Here is an 18,050-nt window from a genome sequence, read left to right as displayed (position 1 = left end):
GTGACTCCAGCCACCCAAATCCTATAATTTATTTGGCAGAGATGTAGCGAACTGTGGGTTTCAAGGTAGGATTAGCTATAGCCATCAATCGCCAGGTGAACTCATGGAATGGTCTCTCCCAAAAGCTGGCTTTCTCAGCACTGACGTTGAAGACGCTGTACCTGCCATTTTGCAAGCAAACGATGAGCTTTTCGGTTTCGCCAGAGACGTAAACCACCTCATAATGGCGATTGCTCAAGAGGCGGTGAATACCGTGCACACTAGCTCAATGAGTGAGGAAGCTGTTCTGGTACGGCTACTTATGCGAGCAGCAGGCTTTTATCAGGGGGCACTGCTGATGGCTGAGCGCGGCATGTTTGTCGAGTGCCGTGCTATGGCTCGATCAGTGATTGAAGTCAGCCTCGCTGTTTCAGCAATGGACGGCAACAAAGGCAAGTTCATACAGATGCTCAGGGATGACCATTTGAAGAGCCGGCGCAATCGATACCAAACCCTTCATACTCAAAGCACGGACCCAGAGGCACGTAAGGCCCTTCAGACGGCGATAGGCCAGCTCGAAAAGTCGCTCAGTCTCATCAGTCCGAAGGAGTTAGCGGCGCTTGGTCCTCTGGAGGCCTCTTACTTCGTTTATCAGGTTCTGTCTGACAACGCCGGTCACGTTTCCGCCTCATCCCTGGATCACTACATAGAACCCCAAGAGGGCCGACAATATTGGGATTATAAGGTTGGCGCAGGAACCCCAGACGAAGTTGCCACCTCACTCTACTACTGCCTATACGGTGTAATTCCCGTAGTCGTAGGTGTGGCCGATCTCCTCGGCCTTGAGCAATTCGCCGCCCAGATACACGAGGTGGTCGACCGTTTCGACAAAACCCCCGCCCCATTACTGGCATAACGCTAAAACCTTGGCTTGCCTTGAGGATGGCCTGCGGGCGGACGGATCGTCCCACCCGAAATTCGGATGCTGCCCAGGGAAGGCCGGAGTTTCCGGCAGCCCTGAGCAGGAAATGCTGGAATCTATAATCACTCTATAATCGTCTATAAAAGCGTATAAATCCCAGATCTCGCGCCCCACAGACGATTAGAGTACAAATGTACTCCGCCGTACTCATGGTCATTCGGAAGCCTCCAGCCGAGTCATCTTCCAAACTCCATCATTGAAGGGCGATGGTGTCTGCGTATTTTCAAGCGGGCTCGATCATCCTCATCGTCAGGATTACCGTGCGACAACGAAGCTCTGGGCCTGTCCCGTGACAACCTCCAAGAAATGATCCAAGTATCGCCTCCTGGCGTCCGCCGTCACGGAACAGGCCCACTATCGACCCCGACGTCACCGAAACAAACATCATCTGCGACCAGACCGAGATTATCGGTGAGATCCTGGCCATCCTCGCTGAAAAGATGCTGAGTTCGCCGCTCCTGCTTGAGATAAGCCAATGTTTTGAAGAAGCAATGCTCACATAGATGTAGTTCATCGCGCTCCCCATCATGGGCAGTGTCACAGGCCCAATGTGCTTGTAAGGTCCCAAACTGATGCGCGCCAATATTCGTGCGCGTGGAGCAACGGCATATATCACACACGACGTCTGTAACGGCCTCGACTTCGACTCTTCCAATTATTTTCATTGCTGACTCCTACAAACGCATCTGACCTTCGCTACCAGCACAAGCCTCCATCACAGATGCTGGCGCGCCGGCCTTCGTCATCCAGCGGTACAAGAATGAGGCTGAAGAGATTTTCCAAGCCATTTCTGACTACTACCAACGCTCGATGGGTCGCCCCTCCGGCACGCTTCACTGACCTGAGAACTGAGCCCCCATCTGGGCCCTTCCGCGGCAAGCGGTATGCGCATTTTTGGGGAATTCTTAGGCGCCAGGACATGGATCGATTTTGTAGTCCATCAGTAGGTCCTCCACTGCACCGCAGAAATGATCAATCAGGAGTCATAAGTTCTTCGCTCCCAATAAAATTCAACTCTATATTCTGAGAGCAAATTACTCAGTGCTCCGCACAACCGTGGTTCCTCCAGCAGCTCTGAGTCGGTGTAGCTCACCGCAACGGCAAGCCTCATCTGCTCGGGAGATAAACCACGAGGATCATAGGGCCAAACTTGAACTTTACTTACACTTGCATCCCTGAAATGGAATGAGTCGACCTCCACATATAGCTCACGCACCACTTCCCAATCGCTCAGCGTGATTGCATATGTTTTCTGAAGTGAGTCAGCGAGATTTGTATGAAGATCGAGGAATGAGTCTCCCGCCAAGATTGCCTCGCTACCTACAAAGTCTTTCAGGTAGACATCGAAAAGCCTTGGAGAGGAAATAAGAGACTTCAGCTCGTGAATTGGAAAGCTTTTTCCAGCCTCGTAAAATGAAAAAAGCTGTTGTGCGAGCGCAACAGAGTTTGATGAGCTAGCCATGACCATCTTAGTAGAGACAAGCAAATTCAGCATGTTGCCACCTCGCACCGCGCACTTCGCTTATAAATCAATTTTTGGGGGCCTCGCTCCCAATCCCCATCCGGTTGCGCCGAATAATAGACCCTCTCACTGTTATCAACTGTGTAAATATAATGCCGCTTTTCAGCCAATGAGCCAGAGGTCACTTCATTCATTTCGATTAAGGGAGCCATCGACCAGTCATCAGTCCCATTCATAACCGGAGGAATGACCAATACAATTTTGTAGGTGTATGAGCCGGTAAATTTTTTAGACAAAAACCGCTTCAACTTACCCACATCATCAATCAGAACTTCACCTTTTGACACATCACTACTCCCGGATCTCATGTAGTGCTGTGTAATATAAAACCAAGCTGCCTGAAGTCGTTGGGAGACGTAATCAATTTCGAGCAATTTCTCATCCGGTAGTTCAGAAGAAACCGAGAGGGCTCCTGTATGCGTTTCAAACATTGCTCCACCTATAGATCCATTAAGAAATCCGCTTTAGAGCCTGAGCTTCGCAAGGCTCACATAAGGTCTTAACCCAGTCGGACTGCAACCTTTTTCTAGAACCTGGCTGACCACACCACTCGCATGTCTTAATTGATACTTGCAAAGCCCTGCTTACTAACGAAGAGACATATTCATCCGCACAAATACAGGAAACCCTCAACTCTCCGAATTTTTCTTTCACGTAAGAAAACCGAACCTGCTCGATATTTTGTTCATCAATATATGATTGAATCTCAGAGCACAGCGCGCTCAAAATCTCTGCCCATCCGTCATCGCATCCGATGCCCCACACCGCTGCATCACGACGACGCCCCTCGCTACCGAACAGAAGCGGGTATTTAATAATCAAATCGCGTTCTGCGGCGTCATTCATATTTACGCTCCAAATTTACGGGTACGAGGTGGCTGAGCGGCAGCAAACAAAGGCCCTACCTCACGTAGCTATCTTAAGATATATCTTAGCATCGCCTATCGTTGATTCCAATCTAACGCCATGCTTCGTCTAATGCCAGCTGTTTTCTACAGCAGGCATCAGCATGGGGTTCGAAGCGGCGCTGGGCGCGGTCTTGAGGGAAATGCGGCTTCAGCGAGGCTGGACACAGGCGCATTTTGACGGAGTGGTTTCACCCCAATATCTCAGTGACATCGAGTTCGGAAAGAGGAGCCCATCGCTGGCGGTACTGCGAGGGATATGCGATCACCTGGGTGTCGAGCTGAGCAGCGTGCTTGTCCTTACCGCGCTGTCGCTGGAAGAGTTGAGCGATTCCAAAAGCATCCTTCAGCGCGTTGAGAAGGAGGTGCAGAGTTTTACAACCTGGCGCATTTCTGGTCGGGTCACACCCTAATCCAGCTCGCGCCTACATCTAGTGCCGAACGGTTATTAGGCTAGAGGGGTGGACAACGGCAGTTGACCCAGCAGGCGTGGACACCTCCTAGCCCTTCGGAGCTTCGCCAAATAAATCATCTCTAGCATTGAGCCCAATATTGACTCCGATTACTGCGGCTGCGAGCCCGTCGCAAGTAAGCAGACTCTGCGTACGTGGCTCCCCCTTGAGATTGGCAACCGTCTGAAAATTGTACAAGCGTTCTGCCCACCCCTTATTGATAATATATCTATCCCGAGTGACTACTTTGGCGCTCCTCAAGAAATCCCCTATAGCATAGCTCTGCCCTTTTAATCGCCAGCGCTCTACCACGCCACTTAAATAGCCCGCAACCTCCAGCTGTAGCCCGCAAGAAGGACAGGGAAAGCTGTATATACCTCATCTATCCAGCCACCAAAGACTCCACAATTACGTGCCCATCCTCAACTCTACGAGCTAGACGTCGTAGTTCCGCCAACCCTACTTCGACGCAGAGGCGCACGTCGACATCCGGAAATATAGGATCCTGCTTAGTACTGCACTCCTCAATTCTAAAGCTCCCTCCTACCAGCCCTAAGTAACTGCACACATCACTTATACACTCCGCCCTAAATGAATACAAAGCCATAACACCATCTCTATTTATTAATTTGAAATTGACCACCCCAACATTATACGCACACTAATTCATCTTAGTTTTGTGCGAGATTAAGTTCCTAGGCACGAACAGTAAAATAAAAAGCTGGCCCATAACACTAAAAGCTGCGGAGCGCTCAATGGGCTTTTTCTTCCAGAGTTAGCTTTTGCACTGAAGGTGCATGACTGGGCTCGATGTCTGGATGTCGCGCTGGCAGTCAGACCGTGACCTTAGGATGGGGGGAGCCTGGTGGGGGACTTGGAGCTAACGGGTGCATCCGTTCATCAGGATCGTTACCTACCTTGAAAAACTGTTAGGAAGCCTACGACCCAGGATTTACGGGGCCTCTATCACTTCTAACTGTTAGCAGGTATCCATAAATGATGTACAGCGGATCGCCAGCATCCAGCTCGACGGGGGCCACCGGCTCGGCACTGGCCAAGGCTTGCTGCCAGTCCAAGTCACGGCCTGCCTGCAACTGGGCGCGGGCCTGGGGCCGTTGCAGCACCAGCACATTGCGGGGTTGATGGCGGGCCACCTGCAGGGCGCGATCAACCAGCGGCTTGTACTCGATCACCCGATCGAACTCCAGGCCACAGGACGCGGTGAGCAACAGCCTCGGCCGGGCATCATCGATGCGCAGTGCCAGCTCGTTGGCGGCAAAGCCACCGAACACCACCGAATGCACCGCACCGATCCGCGCGCAGGCGAGCATGGCCATGGCCGCCTGGGGCACCATCGGCATATAGATGATCACCCCGTCGCCCTTGCCCACGCCCAGTTGCCGCAGCAGGCCGGCCAGGCGTGCCACTTCGTCGCGCAGCTGATGGTAGGTGAAGGCCTGCTGCACACCGGTCACGGGGGAGTCGTAGATCAGCGCCAGCTGCTCGCCCCGGCCCAGTTCGATCTGCCGATCGAGGGCCAGGTAACAGCTGTTCAGGCGGCCGTCGGCGAACCAGCGATGGGTGCCGTCGGGGTTGTCCTGCAGGGTCAGCGAGGGCTTGCGGTGCCAGGCCAGGGATTGGGCCTGTTCGGCCCAGAAGGCAGCAGGGTCGGCAATGGATTGGGCGTAGCTGTGCTGGTAGGTCATGTTGATGAAAACCCGGTACTTGTTGTTATTGAAGGGCGAATAGTGAGTATGGCCCGCCACACCGGGGCCGCCATGGGACTAAAGTCACAACGGACCTGCAAATTTGCAGACAAGGCAAAAATGCCCCACAACGGTGCAAAGCCTCTAGAATAGGCCGCCCTTCCCGCCACAGAGCAGCTCATGGACATCGATCAGGCCCGAACCTTCCTGGAAATCGTGCGTTGCGGCAGCCTGGTCGCCGCCGCCGAACGCCTGTTCGTGTCGCAGACCGCCATCACCGCCCGCGTGCAACGCCTGGAGCAGCAACTGGGCTGCCAACTGTTCGTGCGCAGCCGCAACGGTGCCAGCCTGACCAGTGACGGCGAAGCCTTCGTCAGCTACGCCAACCAGCTGGTGCAGACCTGGGAAGCGGCACGCCGCGACCTGCCACTGCCCGAAGGCTGCCAACAAGTGCTGCATGTGGGCGCGGAAGTGAGCCTGGGCAACCCGATGTTGCTCGACTGGGTCGGCGCCCTGCACCGCGAGCTGCCTAGCCATGCCATCCGCAGCGAGGTAAGCGATGGCGAGTCGTTGCTGCGCAAGGTGGAGATGGGCCTGCTCGACGCCGCACTGGTGTACCAGCCAACCTACGGCCCAGGGCTGCAGGTGGAGCAGTTGATGGAAGAAAAGTTGATCCGCGTGCGCCGGGTCGACCAACCCGAGCCGTACATCTACATCGACTGGGGCGAAGCCTTCCGCCGCCAGCATGACGCCGCCCTGCCCGACTGCGCACGCCCGGCGCTGAGCTTCAACCTCGGGCCGTTGGCCCTGCAGTTCATTCTCGACCAGGGTGGCAGCGGTTATTTCCGTACCCGTGTGGTACAGGCCTACCTGGAGACCGGCGTGTTCGAGCGCGTGCCACAGGCGCCGGAATTCACTTACCCGACCTACCTGGTCTACCCGCGCAAGCGCGACAGCGAGGCCTTGCAGCAGGCCTTCGCGGTGCTGCGCCAACTGGTGGCAGCCGGCGCCAGCGATTGGTCACAACGCTGGGACCCGGTTATCTGAGGCAGCGCTGAGCAACTGGCGCTTGAGGCCGGCGATCAAGTCGGTCTGGGTGACCACGCCAACCAATTGCTCGCCGTCGAGCACCGGCAGGCAGTGCAGGCCCTGCTCGCACAGCAGCGGCAGCAGACGCTCCAGCGGGTGCTGGCTGCTGACGCTGACCACCCGCCGGCTCATCACCTGCTCCATGCGCACCACCTTGCGGCCGAACAGGTTACGCCAGCTGAACTGGCCGCGCTGCATGGCCGGGCCGACCAGGTCACTGAGGCTGACAATACCCACCAGCTTGCCCTGCTGCAGCACCGGCAAGGTTCTCAGTTGGTGGGCGGCGAGCATTTTCCAGGCCTGCTCAAGGGTGGTTTGCGGTGAGGCAAACTGCACGTCGCGGGACATCACCGCCCCGGCAGTGATGCCACCGAGGCTGCGCTGCAGCGCGTGCTGCTCGGTGGCGAGGATGATGCGCTCCAGCTCATCGCGGGTGACGTCGACAAATTCGCCCAACTCTTCCAGGGCCTGATCCAGGTCAGCGCCACTGACGCCCACGCGCTCGCTGGGCAGCGGGTCGTGGGTGTGGTGCAAGTCCTTGCGCGGTGCCACACCTTTCGGATATTGCACGCCAGTGAGGCGGTTGTAGATCACGGCCACGACCACCAGGATCAGCGCGTTGAGCAGCACCGGTTCGAGAAGATGATCGCCCATGGCCGTCAGCCCCGGGTCGGCCAGTACCGCGCTCACCGCCACACCGCCACCGGGTGGGTGCAGGCAACGCAGCAGGCACATCAGCAGAATCGAAACCCCCAGGGCAACGGCCGCCACCCACAGTTCAGGGCCAAAGCCCTGGCGCATGGCCAGGCCAACCGCACCGGCCAGGGCATAACTGCCAAGCACCGGCCACGGCTGCGCCAAGGGCCCGGAATGCACGGCGAACACCAGCACCGCCGAGGCCGCCAGCGGGCCGAGCAGGTGCAGGGCAATGCCCGGGCCATAGGCCAGGCTGGTCAGCCAGCCGGCGAGGAACAAGCCAAGCAACGCGCCGATACCAGCACGCAACCATTGTTTGGGGGGGATATTCAGGGGCGCTGGCAACAGCCGCTGCAGACGACTTTCGGAACGCATGGCAGACATTTGGGTAATCGGGATCTGTAGTTTTTCTGATTAAAAAGAAAGCCCAGCCGAAGTGGCCTGGGCCTCGTATTGCGGATGCAATAGCTCAAGGGGCTCCGTCCGTGGAGAGATGGAAACCGCAGGGTTTCGTCTGGGGGATTGTGCCGGGCGGGGGGAAATTGGGCTAATTCAAAAAAATGCGGCTGTACTGCAATTTTTTTGCAGTGCTGATCTGGCCACGGGGGCCGCTTCGCGCCTCCGGCGCTAGCGAGCCTTGCGCGGCAATTCGATGCTCACCCTCAATCCGCCCATCGGGCTCTGCAGCAGCGCCAATTGCCCGCCCCACGCCTCGACGATGTCGCGCACGATCCCCAACCCCAGCCCATGCCCATCGACCTGCTCGTCCAGCCGCGAGCCGCGCTCCAGCACCTGCAGGCGCCGGTTTTGCGGAATGCCAGGGCCATCATCATCGACCCACAACTGATAGCCCTCGTCGGTCGGCGCAATCCCCAGCCGCACTTCGCTGTCCGCCCACTTGCAGGCGTTGTCCAGCAGGTTGCCGAGCAGCTCCAGCACATCTTCGCGATCCCACGGCAGCAGCAGCCCGGGCAGCATATCGCGCGCGAGCAGCAAGCCTTCGCCATGGATCATGCCCAAGGTCGCGAGCAAGCCCGGCAGCTCGGCATCACAATCGAACTGCGCCCCCGGCAAGGCATCGCCCGCCAGGCGCGCCCGGTTCAGCTCACGGGCCAGGCGCTGCTGGATCTGCGCCAGTTGCTCACGCAACTGCGCCTGCACCTCTGGGAGGCCTTGCAAGCGCTCGCTGGACGCCAGGCTGAGCAGCACTGCCAGCGGTGTCTTCAGTGCATGGCCGAGGTTGCCCAGGGCATTGCGCGAGCGGCGCAGGCTGTCTTCGGTGTGGCTGAGCAAGTGGTTGATCTGGTCCACCAGCGGTGCCAGCTCGCTGGGCACCTCGGCATCGAGCTGCGAGCGCTGGCCTTGCTGCAACTGGGCGATCTGCTGGCGCGCGCGCTCCAGCGGGCGCAGCGAGCGGGTCACGGTGATGCGCTGCAGTACCAGCACGATCAGCAACGCCACCAGGCCCATGCCCAGGCCGATCTGCTGCAGACGACGGAAGCCCTCGCGCACCGGCGAGTAATCTTGCGCCACGCTGATCGAAATGTCCTGGCCCAGGCGCCGGTAATCAGCTCGCAAGGCCAGCAGTTGCTGCCCTTCCGGGCCCAGCTCGTGGCTATCGGACAGCCCCGGCGCAGCCGGCTTTGGCATGTCCAGGTCCCACAGCGAGCGCGAGCGCCAGGTGCCCTGCTCGAAATCGATACGGAAGTAATAACCGGAGAAAGGCCGCTGGTAAGCAGCGGAGATGCGCCGCTCATCCAGTTGCAGGCCATCAGGCCCGCGCACCAATGCCACCAGCAGGTTCTCGCTTTCCTTGCGCAGGCCGTTTTCCAGGTAACGCTGCAAACCCGCTTCGAACAGCCACAACGTGAGCTGCGCGAGCACTACCCCGACCACCACCAACACGGCAACCAGGCCCAGGCTCAGGCGCGCCTGGATGGACTTCATCCACCGCTCCCGGCATAGATGTAGCCCTGCCCGCGGCGCGTCTCGATGACGCTGCGGCCCAGCTTGCGCCGCAGGTGATTGACGTGCACTTCCAGCACATTGGAATCGCGCTCGGTCTCGCCGTCGTACAGGTGCTCGGCCAGGTGGCACTTGGACAGGATCTGCTGCGGGTGCAGCATGAAATAGCGCAACAGGCGAAATTCCGCTGCGGTCAGCTGGACATCGACACCGTCACGATTCACGCACTGGCGGCTTTCATCCAGGCGCAGGCCTGCAGCCTCCAGCGTCGGTTGGTTGGCCAGGCCCCGGGCACGGCGCAGCAGCGCCTGAATGCGCAGCTGTAACTCCTCGGGGTGAAAGGGCTTGCTCAGGTAGTCGTCGGCCCCGGCTTTCAGGCCTTCAATCCGTTCTGCCCACGACCCGCGCGCCGTCAGGATCAGCACCGGCGTAGCCAGGCCGCCAGCACGCCACTGCGCCAGCACTTCCAGGCCCGGCAAGCCCGGCAAGCCAAGGTCGAGGATGATCAGGTCATAGGGCTCGCTCTGGCCCTGGTAGACCGCGTCTCGGCCATCGGCCAGCCAGTCCACGGCATAGCCCTGGCGCTGCAGGATGGTGGTCAGTTCGTCGGCCAGGGGCACGTTGTCTTCGACAAGCAGCAGGCGCATGTCAGTCGTCTTCCTCGTCTTTGAGCAGGGCACCGCTGCTGGCATCGAGCTTGATCTCGCGCACCACGCCGTCGTTGGTCAGCAGCTCGACTTCATATTCGTAGCGGCCGTCGTGTTCTTCCAGCTCGGCCTCCAGCAGGCGCGCCCCGGGGTAATGCCCCAGGGCGGTTTCCAGCAGTTGCTCGAGCGGCAGGATGATGCCCTTCTGGCGCAGTTTCAGGGCTTCGTCCTGGTCCAGGTCACGGGCAACGGCCAAGGAGCAGACGGCCAGCAACGACAGCGCCAGGTACCTCGCAGGCCGGGGCAAGTGGATCATCAGCTGTCCTGCTTGTCCTTCAACACCTCACCGGTCTTGGCATCCAGATCGACATCCCACTCGACGTTGTGCGTGTCGCGCAGTTCGACCTTGTAGATGTAGCGACCGTACTCGTTTTCCAGCTCCGAATCGGTGACGGTGGCGCCTGGATGCTTGGCCACGGCGGTGGCCTTGAGTTCATCCAGCGACTTGATGGTCTTGGCGTTGACCAGGTTGACCACTTCGTCGGGCTGGACGTCCGTGGCGAAGGCAGCATTGGCGCCCAGGGCAAGGGCGGCGGCGGTGAACAGGGCAGTCAAGGTTTTCATGGGGGCTCTCCTGAGCGACGTTCAAGTTGTCTACGGGGTTAAGACTAACCAGCGGTCCTTAATTCAACCTGAAAACAGCTGGCGCCATGATAGCGCAGCTACAGCGTTATCAAGCCCCTATAATGACCGGCTTGTTACTTGCGAGATCCGTCATGAGCGCCATTCACATCAAATTCCCTGCACTCACCTTCAAGGCTGGCCAGCGCGCGCTGCAGCGGATTCGCGAACGTGGCCTGCAGGCGGCCGATGTGGGCGTGCTGCCAGGTGCAGCGGGTGGGCCCAAGCCTTTGGGCATCCAAGGCCTGGACCTAGCACTGTTCGGCGATTGGCTGCCTTCGGCACCACGGCAACGCGCACTGATCGGCGCCTCGATCGGCTCCTGGCGCTTCGCCAGCGCCTGCCTCGACGACCCGGTCGCCGGCATCCGCCGCCTGGGCGAACTGTACACCGAACAAGACTTCGCCAAAGGCGTCACTCCCGCCGAGATCAGCCGCAGCTGCCAGCGCATGCTCGACGACCTGCTGCAGGGCCGCGACGGGCAGATCCTCGCCAACCCGCACTACCGCCTGAACATCCTGGTGGTGAAGAGCCACGGCCAGCTCGCGCACGACCACCGTGGCCGCCTGGGCATGGGCCTGGGCTCGGTGATCGCCAGCAACCTGCTGGGGCGCTCGCGCCTGGCCCGGCACTTTGAACGGATCATCCTGCACGATGAGCGCAGCGTGCCGCCACTCGATGCGCTGACCGACTTCCCCTCGCGCTGCCTGCCACTGGACCTGGCCAACCTGCGCCAGGCCCTGCTCGCCTCAGGCTCTATCCCGATGGTGATGGAAGGCGTGCGGGATATTCCCGGCGCCGGTGCTGGCACCTACCGCGACGGCGGCCTGCTCGACTACCACCTTGACCTGCCCTACCGTGGCGACGACCTGGTGCTGTACCCGCACTTCACCGACAAGGTGGTGCCCGGCTGGTTCGACAAGGCGCTGCCCTGGCGCAAGGGCGATGCCACGCGCCTGCAGAACGTATTGCTGATGACCCCCTCGCCGCAGTACCTGGCCGCGCTGCCCTTCGGCAAGCTGCCGGACCGCAACGACTTCAAGCGCTTCATGGGCGATGCGCCGAGCCGCAAGCGCTACTGGTACAAGGCCATTGCCGAAAGCCAGCGGTTGGGTGACGAACTGCTCGAACTGATCGCCACCGGGCGGTTGCACGAACGCCTGCAAGCCTTGTAGCGACCATACTGGTAGACTGCGCGCAATATTGATTCACGCAGAGTTACGACAGTGGAAATCTTCAAGGAATTTACATTCGAATCGGCCCACCGCCTGCCCCACGTCCCTGAAGGGCACAAGTGCGGCCGCCTGCACGGCCACTCGTTCAAGGTCGGCCTGCACCTGACCGGCCCGCTTGACCCGCACACTGGCTGGATCCGCGATTTCGCCGAGGTCAAGGCGATCTTCAAGCCGATCTACGAGCAGTTGGACCACAACTACCTGAACGACATCCCAGGCCTGGAAAACCCCACCAGCGAAGTGATCGCCAAGTGGATCTGGCAACAGGTCAAGCCGCTGATGCCGGAGTTGTCGAAGGTGCGTATCCACGAAACCTGCACCAGCGGGTGCGAATATACCGGCGACTGATCGAAGGCTAGCCTTTGAACGCGGGGTGAGGCACGTTTTCGATTTCCAGCGATATCAGGCCTGGCGTGCCGCTGACGGTGTTCAGCAACCATGCCCCACGCTTGTAGTACCGCCTGGCCAACCTACCGGACGGGCTGAGCAATTCGATATTGCAATGACGTTGCCCTTTGCTCAGATTACTGAGATCCAGGCCTCCGAGGCTCCAGAGCATCGAGGTGCTCTCGGCTCCCAGAGCCCCGGCTCTTTGGCTGGGGCGCCTCATGGCCACATAACCGGACCAGGGGCTGGGATTGTTCTCGAGGATCCAGTTGTACGGTGTCCATACCCTGTCATAGGGCCGGATCTCATACCGTAGCTTGGCCCCGCTCCGGTCCTGGCGAAGGTTGTACGCGCCAAACCAGAACAGTTCGCAGTACCTGTGCTCCGAGGTCCGGTAGTCTGATGGCCCTAGCTGCAGCACCTTCACACCCTCAGGTTCCGCCCTCAGGTAGCGGTCCCAATGATCGTTGTGCACGAACCCTTCGCTGCCGAACTGGACCCAGATCGGCGCAAGGGCGTGGTCCAGCGTGTCCCACTGCTCGGCCTGGATGAAACCGCCCGAAACCTGCCACCAGCAGCGCGCCAGAAAAGAAAAACCGGGGTTGAAGTTGTAATCGCTCATGCTGACTCTCCGCTTCAGTTCGTGGAGAGACCGACGCTAGGTCAACCCGGGCATGAGCGTCAGAGGGAAAGCGGGCTACTCAAGTGCCTGCTTGAGGAACGCAGGGGCGATGTAGCGCTGGTAATGCGCCTCGGACAAGAGGAAGAACTCGCGGTCGATGGCGTCGCGCAGCTGCGGCAGTTCCCAATCGCGAAACTCCGGCAACAGCACCATGCCGTAGGCTTCCAGCTCACGAATCATCCGCGCCCCACGGGCAATCAGCTGGTAGGCCCAGCAATATTCCGACTGCTGCTCGACGAAGCGGATGGAGCGCTGCTGCAACTGCTGGCGCAGCAAGTCTTTGTCGAACACTTCCAGCTTGGCCATCATCACCTGCACCAGCAACTGCTCCAGGCGCAGCCAGACGGCACGCTTCTGCTCGTCGTCGTAACCGTTCCAGTTGATCACTTCATGGTGGAAACGCTTGCAGCCACGGCAAACCGTGTCCCCGTAAACAGTGGAGCAAAGGCCGACGCAAGGGGTCTTGATGGACTGGTTGGACATTGAAAACAACGGCTTGGCGGTGGAACACGGGGTCATGTTAGCCCTTTGTCTAACCAGGGTCACCCGTTAAAGTCATGATCGCTGCCTTACCTTCGGGCTTTTTTTACCGTAGAATCATCCCGCCTTTTCAAGGCAACAATGTCCGTTGGAAGCTGTTTTCAAAGCGTCACGAGCACAGTTCATCCGGTAGAACGGCGTTGGCCCGGGCCATGCATCCCTCGCATGCCCGTGCCAGCCCTCATCAGCTCCCGTTCTGCAGGCGTAAAACTTTGAAAGCAGCTTCTGTAAGGATTCTTTGCGACTCTGGCTGGGCGGCCCACAAAGCCGTGGCAGCGCATGGGTGCATTGAATGCTGGATGAGCGTCCCGGACTCCCTTTAGGGACCACTGATGAGGGTAATAACTGTGCTTGAAGCCTACCGCAAACACATCGAAGAGCGTGCCGCCCTGGGTATCGTGCCCCAGCCGCTGAACGCCGAACAAACTGCAGGCCTGGTCGAGCTGCTGAAAAACCCGCCGGCCGGCGAAGAAGCCTTCCTCGTAGACCTGATCACCAACCGCGTTCCACCAGGGGTCGACGAAGCTGCCTACGTCAAGGCCGCTTTCCTCTCCGCCGTCGCCAAGGGCGAAGCCAAGTCGCCACTGATCGACCGCAAGCACGCTGCTGAACTGCTGGGCACCATGCAGGGCGGCTACAACATCGAGACGCTGGTTGCGCTGCTCGACGACGCCGATCTGGGCGCCGTCGCGGCCGAACAGCTCAAGCACACCCTGCTGATGTTCGATGCCTTCCACGACGTGGCCGAAAAAGCCAAGGCCGGCAACGCTCACGCCAAGGCCGTCCTGGAATCCTGGGCTGCCGGCGAGTGGTTCACCTCGCGTCCGGCCATCGCCGACAAGTACACCCTGACCGTGTTCAAGGTGCCTGGCGAAACCAACACCGACGACCTGTCCCCGGCTCCAGACGCCTGGTCGCGCCCTGACATCCCGTTGCACGCCCTGGCCATGCTGAAAATGGCCCGTGACGGCATCGAGCCGTCGCAGCCGGGTTCGGTCGGCCCGCTGGCACAGATCGAAGCGGTCAAGGCCAAGGGCTTCCCGGTGGCCTACGTCGGTGACGTGGTCGGTACCGGTTCCTCGCGTAAATCCGCCACCAACTCGGTGCTGTGGTTCTTCGGCGACGACATCCCGTACGTGCCGAACAAGCGCGCCGGTGGCTTCTGCTTCGGCACCAAGATCGCTCCGATCTTCTACAACACCATGGAAGACGCCGGCGCCCTGCCGATCGAATTCGACTGCACCAACCTGGCCATGGGCGACGTCATCGACGTTTACCCGTTCAAAGGTGAAGTGCGCCGTCACGGCAGCGACGAGCTGGTCACCGAGTTCGCGCTGAAAACCGAAGTGCTGCTGGACGAAGTCCGTGCTGGCGGCCGTATCCCGCTGATCGTCGGCCGTGGCCTGACCGAAAAAGCCCGTGCCGAACTGGGCCTGGGTACTTCCGACCTGTTCAAGAAACCAGAGCAGCCTGCCGACACCGGCAAGGGCTTCACCCTGGCGCAGAAGATGGTCGGCCGTGCCTGCGGCCTGCCAGAAGGCCAGGGCGTGCGTCCAGGTGCCTACTGCGAGCCGAAGATGACCACCGTCGGCTCCCAGGACACCACTGGCCCGATGACCCGCGACGAGCTGAAAGACCTGGCATGCCTGGGCTTCTCCGCTGACCTGGTGATGCAGTCGTTCTGCCACACCGCGGCCTATCCGAAGCCGATCGACGTCAACACCCACCACACCCTGCCAGACTTCATCCGCACCCGTGGCGGCGTGTCGCTGCGCCCGGGCGACGGCATCATCCACAGCTGGCTGAACCGCATGCTGATGCCTGATACCGTGGGTACCGGTGGCGACTCGCACACCCGCTTCCCGATCGGCATCTCGTTCCCGGCCGGTTCCGGCCTGGTGGCCTTCGCCGCCGCCACCGGCGTCATGCCGCTGGACATGCCAGAATCGATCCTGGTGCGCTTCAAGGGCAAACTGCAGCCAGGCATCACCCTGCGTGACCTGGTGCATGCCATCCCTTACTACGCCATCCAGAAGGGCCTGCTGACCGTCGAGAAGAAAGGCAAGAAAAACGCCTTCTCCGGCCGCATCCTGGAAATCGAAGGCCTGGACGACCTGACCGTCGAGCAAGCCTTCGAGCTGTCCGACGCCTCGGCCGAGCGTTCCGCTGCCGGTTGCACCATCAAGCTGCCGGAAAAGGCCATCGCCGAGTACCTGCAGTCCAACATCACCCTGCTGCGCTGGATGATCGGCGAAGGCTACGGCGATGCCCGCACCCTGGAGCGTCGCGCCCAGGCCATGGAAGCCTGGCTGGCCAAGCCTGAGCTGCTGTCGGCCGACGCCGATGCCGAATACGCCGAAATCATCGAAATCGACCTGGCCGACGTGAAAGAGCCTGTGCTCTGCGCGCCGAACGACCCGGACGATGCCCGCCTGCTGTCCTCGGTACAGGGCGAGAAGATCGACGAAGTGTTCATCGGTTCGTGCATGACCAACATCGGTCACTTCCGCGCTGCCGGCAAGCTGCTGGACAAGGTCAAGGGCGGTATCCCGACCCGCCTGTGGCTGGCCCCGCCAACCAAGATGGACGCCCACCAGCTGACCGAAGAAGGCTACTACGGCATCTACGGCAAGGCCGGTGCGCGCATGGAAATGCCAGGCTGCTCGCTGTGCATGGGTAACCAGGCACGTGTGCAGACCGGTTCGACCGTGGTTTCCACTTCGACCCGTAACTTCCCGAACCGTCTGGGCGACGCTACCAACGTGTACCTGGCCTCGGCCGAGCTGGCTGCGGTCGCTTCGATCATCGGCAAGCTGCCGACCGTCGAAGAGTACATGCAGTACGCCAAGGACATCGACAGCATGGCTGCCGACGTCTACCGCTACCTGAGCTTCGATCAGATCGCCGAGTTCCGCGAAGCGGCAGCCAACGCCAAGATCCCGGTGGTTCAGGCATAAGCATCGGTTGTAGGCTGTAAACAAAGCCCCGGCAGAAATGCCGGGGCTTTTTTATTCATCCTGGCAATGCAATTCCTGTAGGAGCGGGCTTGCCCCGCGAATTGGCCAGCACAGGCAACCTCAAATCACGAACAACTCCACAAACCGGTGCACTGCCATCTGCTCCAGCTGTTGCTGATCCTTGCACAGCTCGAAAATCTGCTGACAGCGCTGCCGCACAAAGCGCGTCGCCAGGTTTTCCCTGAACTTGGCCTCCAGCAGCGGTATCCCCTCCTCCCGCCGCCGCCGATGCCCGATCGGATACTCCACCGACACCTGCTCGGTGCTGCTGCCATCCTTGAAGAACACCTGCACGGCATTGGCAATCGAGCGCTTGTCCGCTTCCAGGTATTCGCGGCTGAAGCGCGGGTCTTCAACTACCTCCATCTTCTCGCGCAGGCGATCGATGCTCGGATGGTTGGCATGGAAGGCATCTTCATAATGCTCGGCCACCAGGTGACCGAAGATCAGCGGCACCGCCACCATGTACTGCAGGCAGTGGTCACGGTCAGCGGCGTTGGCCAACGGGCCGCTCTTGGAAATGATGCGGATCGCCGACTCTTGGGTGGTAATGACGATGCGGTCGATTTCATGCAGGCGGTTACGCACCAGCGGATGCAGGGTGACCGCCGCCTCGCAGGCCGTCTGGGCATGGAATTCGGCGGGAAAGCTGACCTTGAACAATACGTTTTCCATCACGTAACTGGCCAGCGGTTGCGGCACGCGCAATTCGTACTGGCCGGCAGGCTTGAGCGCCAGGTCCTTGTTGGTGTGGCTGAACGACACATCGTAGAAACCCCATTGCGGCGCAGTCAGCACGCCCGGCACGCCCATCTCCCCACGCAGCGCGATATCGGCCAGGCGCACACCACGGCTGGAGGCGTCACCGGCCGCCCAGGACTTGCGCGAGCCGGCATTGGGCGCATGCCGATAAGTGCGCAGCGCCTGGCCATCGACGAAGGCATGAGACAAGGCTGAAAGCATCTGCTCGCGGTTGGCACCCATCAGCCTGGCGCATACGGCGGTCGAGGCCACCTTGACCAGTATCACGTGATCGAGGCCCACACGATTGAAGGAGTTCTCAAGCGCCAGCACGCCCTGGATCTCGTGAGCCATGACCATCGCTTCGAGCACGTCGCGCATCAGCAGCGGCGCTTCGCCGCTGGCCACACGCTTCTGCGACAGGTGATCGGCAACCGCCAGGATGCCGCCAAGGTTGTCGGAAGGATGCGCCCACTCGGCGGCCAGCCAGGTATCGTTGTAGTCCAGCCAGCGCACGGTGCAGCCGATGTCCCAGGCTGCCTTGACCGGGTCGAGGCGATAGGCGGTACCGGGAACGCGCGCGCCATTGGGTACCACGGTGCCTTCCACCAGCGGGCCGAGAAGCTTGGTGCATTCAGGGAAGCGCAGGGCCAGCAGGCCGCAGCCAAGGGTGTCCATCAGGCAGTTGCGTGCGGTGTCCAGGGCTTCAGGGGATTCGACCCGGTATGTGAGGGCGTAGTCGGCGAGGGTTTGCAGCACCCGGTCGTAGTCCGGGCGGTCGTTCAGGTCCACATTGGCGCTCATAGCCAGCTCCTGTGAAGTTG

Annotated in this window: 18 protein-coding genes and 1 pseudogene; 6 read left to right on the top strand and 13 right to left on the bottom strand. The window is 60.1% G+C overall.

All coding sequences use genetic code 11. The features are described from left to right. The first annotated feature begins 103 nt into the window (after nt 1-103). Nucleotides 104-895 carry a DUF5677 domain-containing protein gene (locus tag BGP85_RS00760; protein ID WP_028699631.1) on the top strand — a complete coding sequence of 264 codons (792 nt, stop codon included), beginning with the start codon at nt 104-106 and terminating at the stop codon, nt 893-895. 404 nt (nt 896-1,299) lie between these two features. On the opposite strand, the gene BGP85_RS00755 is transcribed toward BGP85_RS00760, so the two are convergent. From BGP85_RS00755 to BGP85_RS28615, 4 genes are all read right to left on the bottom strand, one after another. After that, nucleotides 1,300-1,626, bottom strand: a complete 327-nt coding sequence (locus BGP85_RS00755) for a hypothetical protein (RefSeq protein WP_028699632.1) — start codon at nt 1,624-1,626, stop codon at nt 1,300-1,302. Between the two features lie 311 nt (nt 1,627-1,937). Further along, complete coding sequence (locus tag BGP85_RS00750; RefSeq protein WP_103448130.1) at nt 1,938-2,456, bottom strand: hypothetical protein; 519 nt, start codon at nt 2,454-2,456, stop codon at nt 1,938-1,940. Beyond that, nucleotides 2,450-2,914, bottom strand: coding sequence for a hypothetical protein (locus BGP85_RS00745; RefSeq protein ID WP_028699633.1), 465 nt, complete (start codon nt 2,912-2,914; stop codon nt 2,450-2,452). Before BGP85_RS00745 ends, BGP85_RS00750 begins: the two co-directional genes overlap by 7 nt. A gap of 19 nt (nt 2,915-2,933) precedes the next feature. Beyond that, nucleotides 2,934-3,329, bottom strand: coding sequence for a hypothetical protein (locus BGP85_RS28615; RefSeq protein WP_125855459.1), 396 nt, complete (start codon nt 3,327-3,329; stop codon nt 2,934-2,936). A gap of 163 nt (nt 3,330-3,492) precedes the next feature. Between BGP85_RS28615 and BGP85_RS00740 the strand changes: the two genes are divergently transcribed. Beyond that, nucleotides 3,493-3,801 carry a helix-turn-helix domain-containing protein gene (locus BGP85_RS00740; RefSeq protein ID WP_033740654.1) on the top strand — a complete coding sequence of 103 codons (309 nt, stop codon included), beginning with the start codon at nt 3,493-3,495 and terminating at the stop codon, nt 3,799-3,801. Between the two features lie 1,031 nt (nt 3,802-4,832). On the opposite strand, the pseudogene BGP85_RS00735 reads toward BGP85_RS00740, so the two are convergent. Further along, nucleotides 4,833-5,546 (bottom strand): annotated as a pseudogene (locus tag BGP85_RS00735) (AMP-binding protein); the annotation flags it as partial. A 180-nt stretch (nt 5,547-5,726) separates the two neighbouring features. On the opposite strand from BGP85_RS00735, the gene BGP85_RS00730 reads away from it, so the two are divergent. After that, the gene (locus BGP85_RS00730) at nt 5,727-6,593 is read left to right on the top strand and encodes a LysR family transcriptional regulator (protein ID WP_103448131.1); all 867 of its coding nucleotides are present in this window, start codon (nt 5,727-5,729) and stop codon (nt 6,591-6,593) included. Here the strand turns inward: BGP85_RS00730 and BGP85_RS00725 are convergent. The 5 genes from BGP85_RS00725 to BGP85_RS00705 form a co-directional block, all read right to left on the bottom strand. Then, nucleotides 6,567-7,715, bottom strand: a complete 1,149-nt coding sequence (locus BGP85_RS00725) for an HPP family protein (RefSeq protein ID WP_103448132.1) — start codon at nt 7,713-7,715, stop codon at nt 6,567-6,569. The two genes, BGP85_RS00730 and BGP85_RS00725, sit on opposite strands and share 27 nt — an antisense overlap. Nucleotides 7,716-7,958: 243 nt before the next feature. After that, entirely contained in the window at nt 7,959-9,278 is a 1,320-nt protein-coding gene (locus tag BGP85_RS00720) for an ATP-binding protein (RefSeq protein WP_103448133.1), read from the bottom strand. Further along, a complete protein-coding gene (locus tag BGP85_RS00715; protein ID WP_103448134.1) occupies nt 9,275-9,943 on the bottom strand; it encodes a response regulator transcription factor in 669 nt (222 codons plus the stop codon). Before BGP85_RS00715 ends, BGP85_RS00720 begins: the two co-directional genes overlap by 4 nt. A gap of 1 nt (nt 9,944) precedes the next feature. After that, nucleotides 9,945-10,259, bottom strand: coding sequence for a PepSY domain-containing protein (locus BGP85_RS00710; protein WP_103448135.1), 315 nt, complete (start codon nt 10,257-10,259; stop codon nt 9,945-9,947). Beyond that, on the bottom strand, nt 10,259-10,567 hold the full coding sequence (locus BGP85_RS00705) for a PepSY domain-containing protein (protein WP_103448136.1): 309 nt from the start codon (nt 10,565-10,567) through the stop codon (nt 10,259-10,261). Before BGP85_RS00705 ends, BGP85_RS00710 begins: the two co-directional genes overlap by 1 nt. 152 nt (nt 10,568-10,719) lie before the next feature. On the opposite strand from BGP85_RS00705, the gene BGP85_RS00700 reads away from it, so the two are divergent. Together BGP85_RS00700 and queD are read left to right on the top strand one after the other, a co-directional pair. Next, complete coding sequence (locus BGP85_RS00700) at nt 10,720-11,799, top strand: patatin-like phospholipase family protein (RefSeq protein ID WP_103448137.1); 1,080 nt, start codon at nt 10,720-10,722, stop codon at nt 11,797-11,799. A 51-nt stretch (nt 11,800-11,850) separates the two neighbouring features. Next, nucleotides 11,851-12,207 carry a 6-carboxytetrahydropterin synthase QueD gene (queD, locus tag BGP85_RS00695; RefSeq protein ID WP_103448138.1) on the top strand — a complete coding sequence of 119 codons (357 nt, stop codon included), beginning with the start codon at nt 11,851-11,853 and terminating at the stop codon, nt 12,205-12,207. A gap of 7 nt (nt 12,208-12,214) precedes the next feature. On the opposite strand, the gene BGP85_RS00690 is transcribed toward queD, so the two are convergent. Beyond that, nucleotides 12,215-12,868, bottom strand: a complete 654-nt coding sequence (locus BGP85_RS00690; RefSeq protein WP_103448139.1) for a hypothetical protein — start codon at nt 12,866-12,868, stop codon at nt 12,215-12,217. A gap of 75 nt (nt 12,869-12,943) precedes the next feature. Beyond that, the gene (locus BGP85_RS00685; protein WP_181004521.1) at nt 12,944-13,411 is read right to left on the bottom strand and encodes a DUF1289 domain-containing protein; all 468 of its coding nucleotides are present in this window, start codon (nt 13,409-13,411) and stop codon (nt 12,944-12,946) included. A 404-nt stretch (nt 13,412-13,815) separates the two neighbouring features. Between BGP85_RS00685 and acnB the strand changes: the two genes are divergently transcribed. Beyond that, nucleotides 13,816-16,425, top strand: coding sequence for a bifunctional aconitate hydratase 2/2-methylisocitrate dehydratase (gene acnB / locus BGP85_RS00680; protein WP_103448141.1), 2,610 nt, complete (start codon nt 13,816-13,818; stop codon nt 16,423-16,425). A 120-nt stretch (nt 16,426-16,545) separates the two neighbouring features. Here the strand turns inward: acnB and prpD are convergent, their stop codons facing one another. Beyond that, nucleotides 16,546-18,030, bottom strand: a complete 1,485-nt coding sequence (prpD, locus tag BGP85_RS00675; protein ID WP_103448142.1) for a 2-methylcitrate dehydratase — start codon at nt 18,028-18,030, stop codon at nt 16,546-16,548. Between the last annotated feature and the right edge of the window lie 20 nt (nt 18,031-18,050).

The organism is Pseudomonas putida, from assembly GCF_002906855.1.
In the GTDB taxonomy this organism is placed as follows: Bacteria; Pseudomonadota; Gammaproteobacteria; order Pseudomonadales; family Pseudomonadaceae; genus Aquipseudomonas; species Aquipseudomonas putida_N.
This window is presented reverse-complemented; position numbering and strand designations above follow the sequence as displayed.

Bases quoted from the DNA above. Each gene is read 5' to 3' on its own strand.
- BGP85_RS00685 (WP_181004521.1), bottom strand. From the start codon at position 13,411: ATGTCCAACCAGTCCATCAAGACCCCTTGCGTCGGCCTTTGCTCCACT.
- BGP85_RS00700 (WP_103448137.1), top strand. From the start codon at position 10,720: ATGAGCGCCATTCACATCAAATTCCCTGCACTCACCTTCAAGGCTGGC.
- BGP85_RS00720 (WP_103448133.1), bottom strand. From the start codon at position 9,278: ATGAAGTCCATCCAGGCGCGCCTGAGCCTGGGCCTGGTTGCCGTGTTG.
- BGP85_RS00730 (WP_103448131.1), top strand. From the start codon at position 5,727: ATGGACATCGATCAGGCCCGAACCTTCCTGGAAATCGTGCGTTGCGGC.
- BGP85_RS00760 (WP_028699631.1), top strand. From the start codon at position 104: ATGGAATGGTCTCTCCCAAAAGCTGGCTTTCTCAGCACTGACGTTGAA.
- BGP85_RS00755 (WP_028699632.1), bottom strand. From the start codon at position 1,626: ATGAAAATAATTGGAAGAGTCGAAGTCGAGGCCGTTACAGACGTCGTG.
- BGP85_RS00705 (WP_103448136.1), bottom strand. From the start codon at position 10,567: ATGAAAACCTTGACTGCCCTGTTCACCGCCGCCGCCCTTGCCCTGGGC.
- BGP85_RS00725 (WP_103448132.1), bottom strand. From the start codon at position 7,715: ATGTCTGCCATGCGTTCCGAAAGTCGTCTGCAGCGGCTGTTGCCAGCG.
- BGP85_RS00750 (WP_103448130.1), bottom strand. From the start codon at position 2,456: ATGCTGAATTTGCTTGTCTCTACTAAGATGGTCATGGCTAGCTCATCA.
- BGP85_RS00715 (WP_103448134.1), bottom strand. From the start codon at position 9,943: ATGCGCCTGCTGCTTGTCGAAGACAACGTGCCCCTGGCCGACGAACTG.
- BGP85_RS28615 (WP_125855459.1), bottom strand. From the start codon at position 3,329: ATGAATGACGCCGCAGAACGCGATTTGATTATTAAATACCCGCTTCTG.
- BGP85_RS00690 (WP_103448139.1), bottom strand. From the start codon at position 12,868: ATGAGCGATTACAACTTCAACCCCGGTTTTTCTTTTCTGGCGCGCTGC.
- BGP85_RS00745 (WP_028699633.1), bottom strand. From the start codon at position 2,914: ATGTTTGAAACGCATACAGGAGCCCTCTCGGTTTCTTCTGAACTACCG.
- BGP85_RS00740 (WP_033740654.1), top strand. From the start codon at position 3,493: ATGGGGTTCGAAGCGGCGCTGGGCGCGGTCTTGAGGGAAATGCGGCTT.
- BGP85_RS00710 (WP_103448135.1), bottom strand. From the start codon at position 10,259: ATGATCCACTTGCCCCGGCCTGCGAGGTACCTGGCGCTGTCGTTGCTG.
- prpD (WP_103448142.1), bottom strand. From the start codon at position 18,030: ATGAGCGCCAATGTGGACCTGAACGACCGCCCGGACTACGACCGGGTG.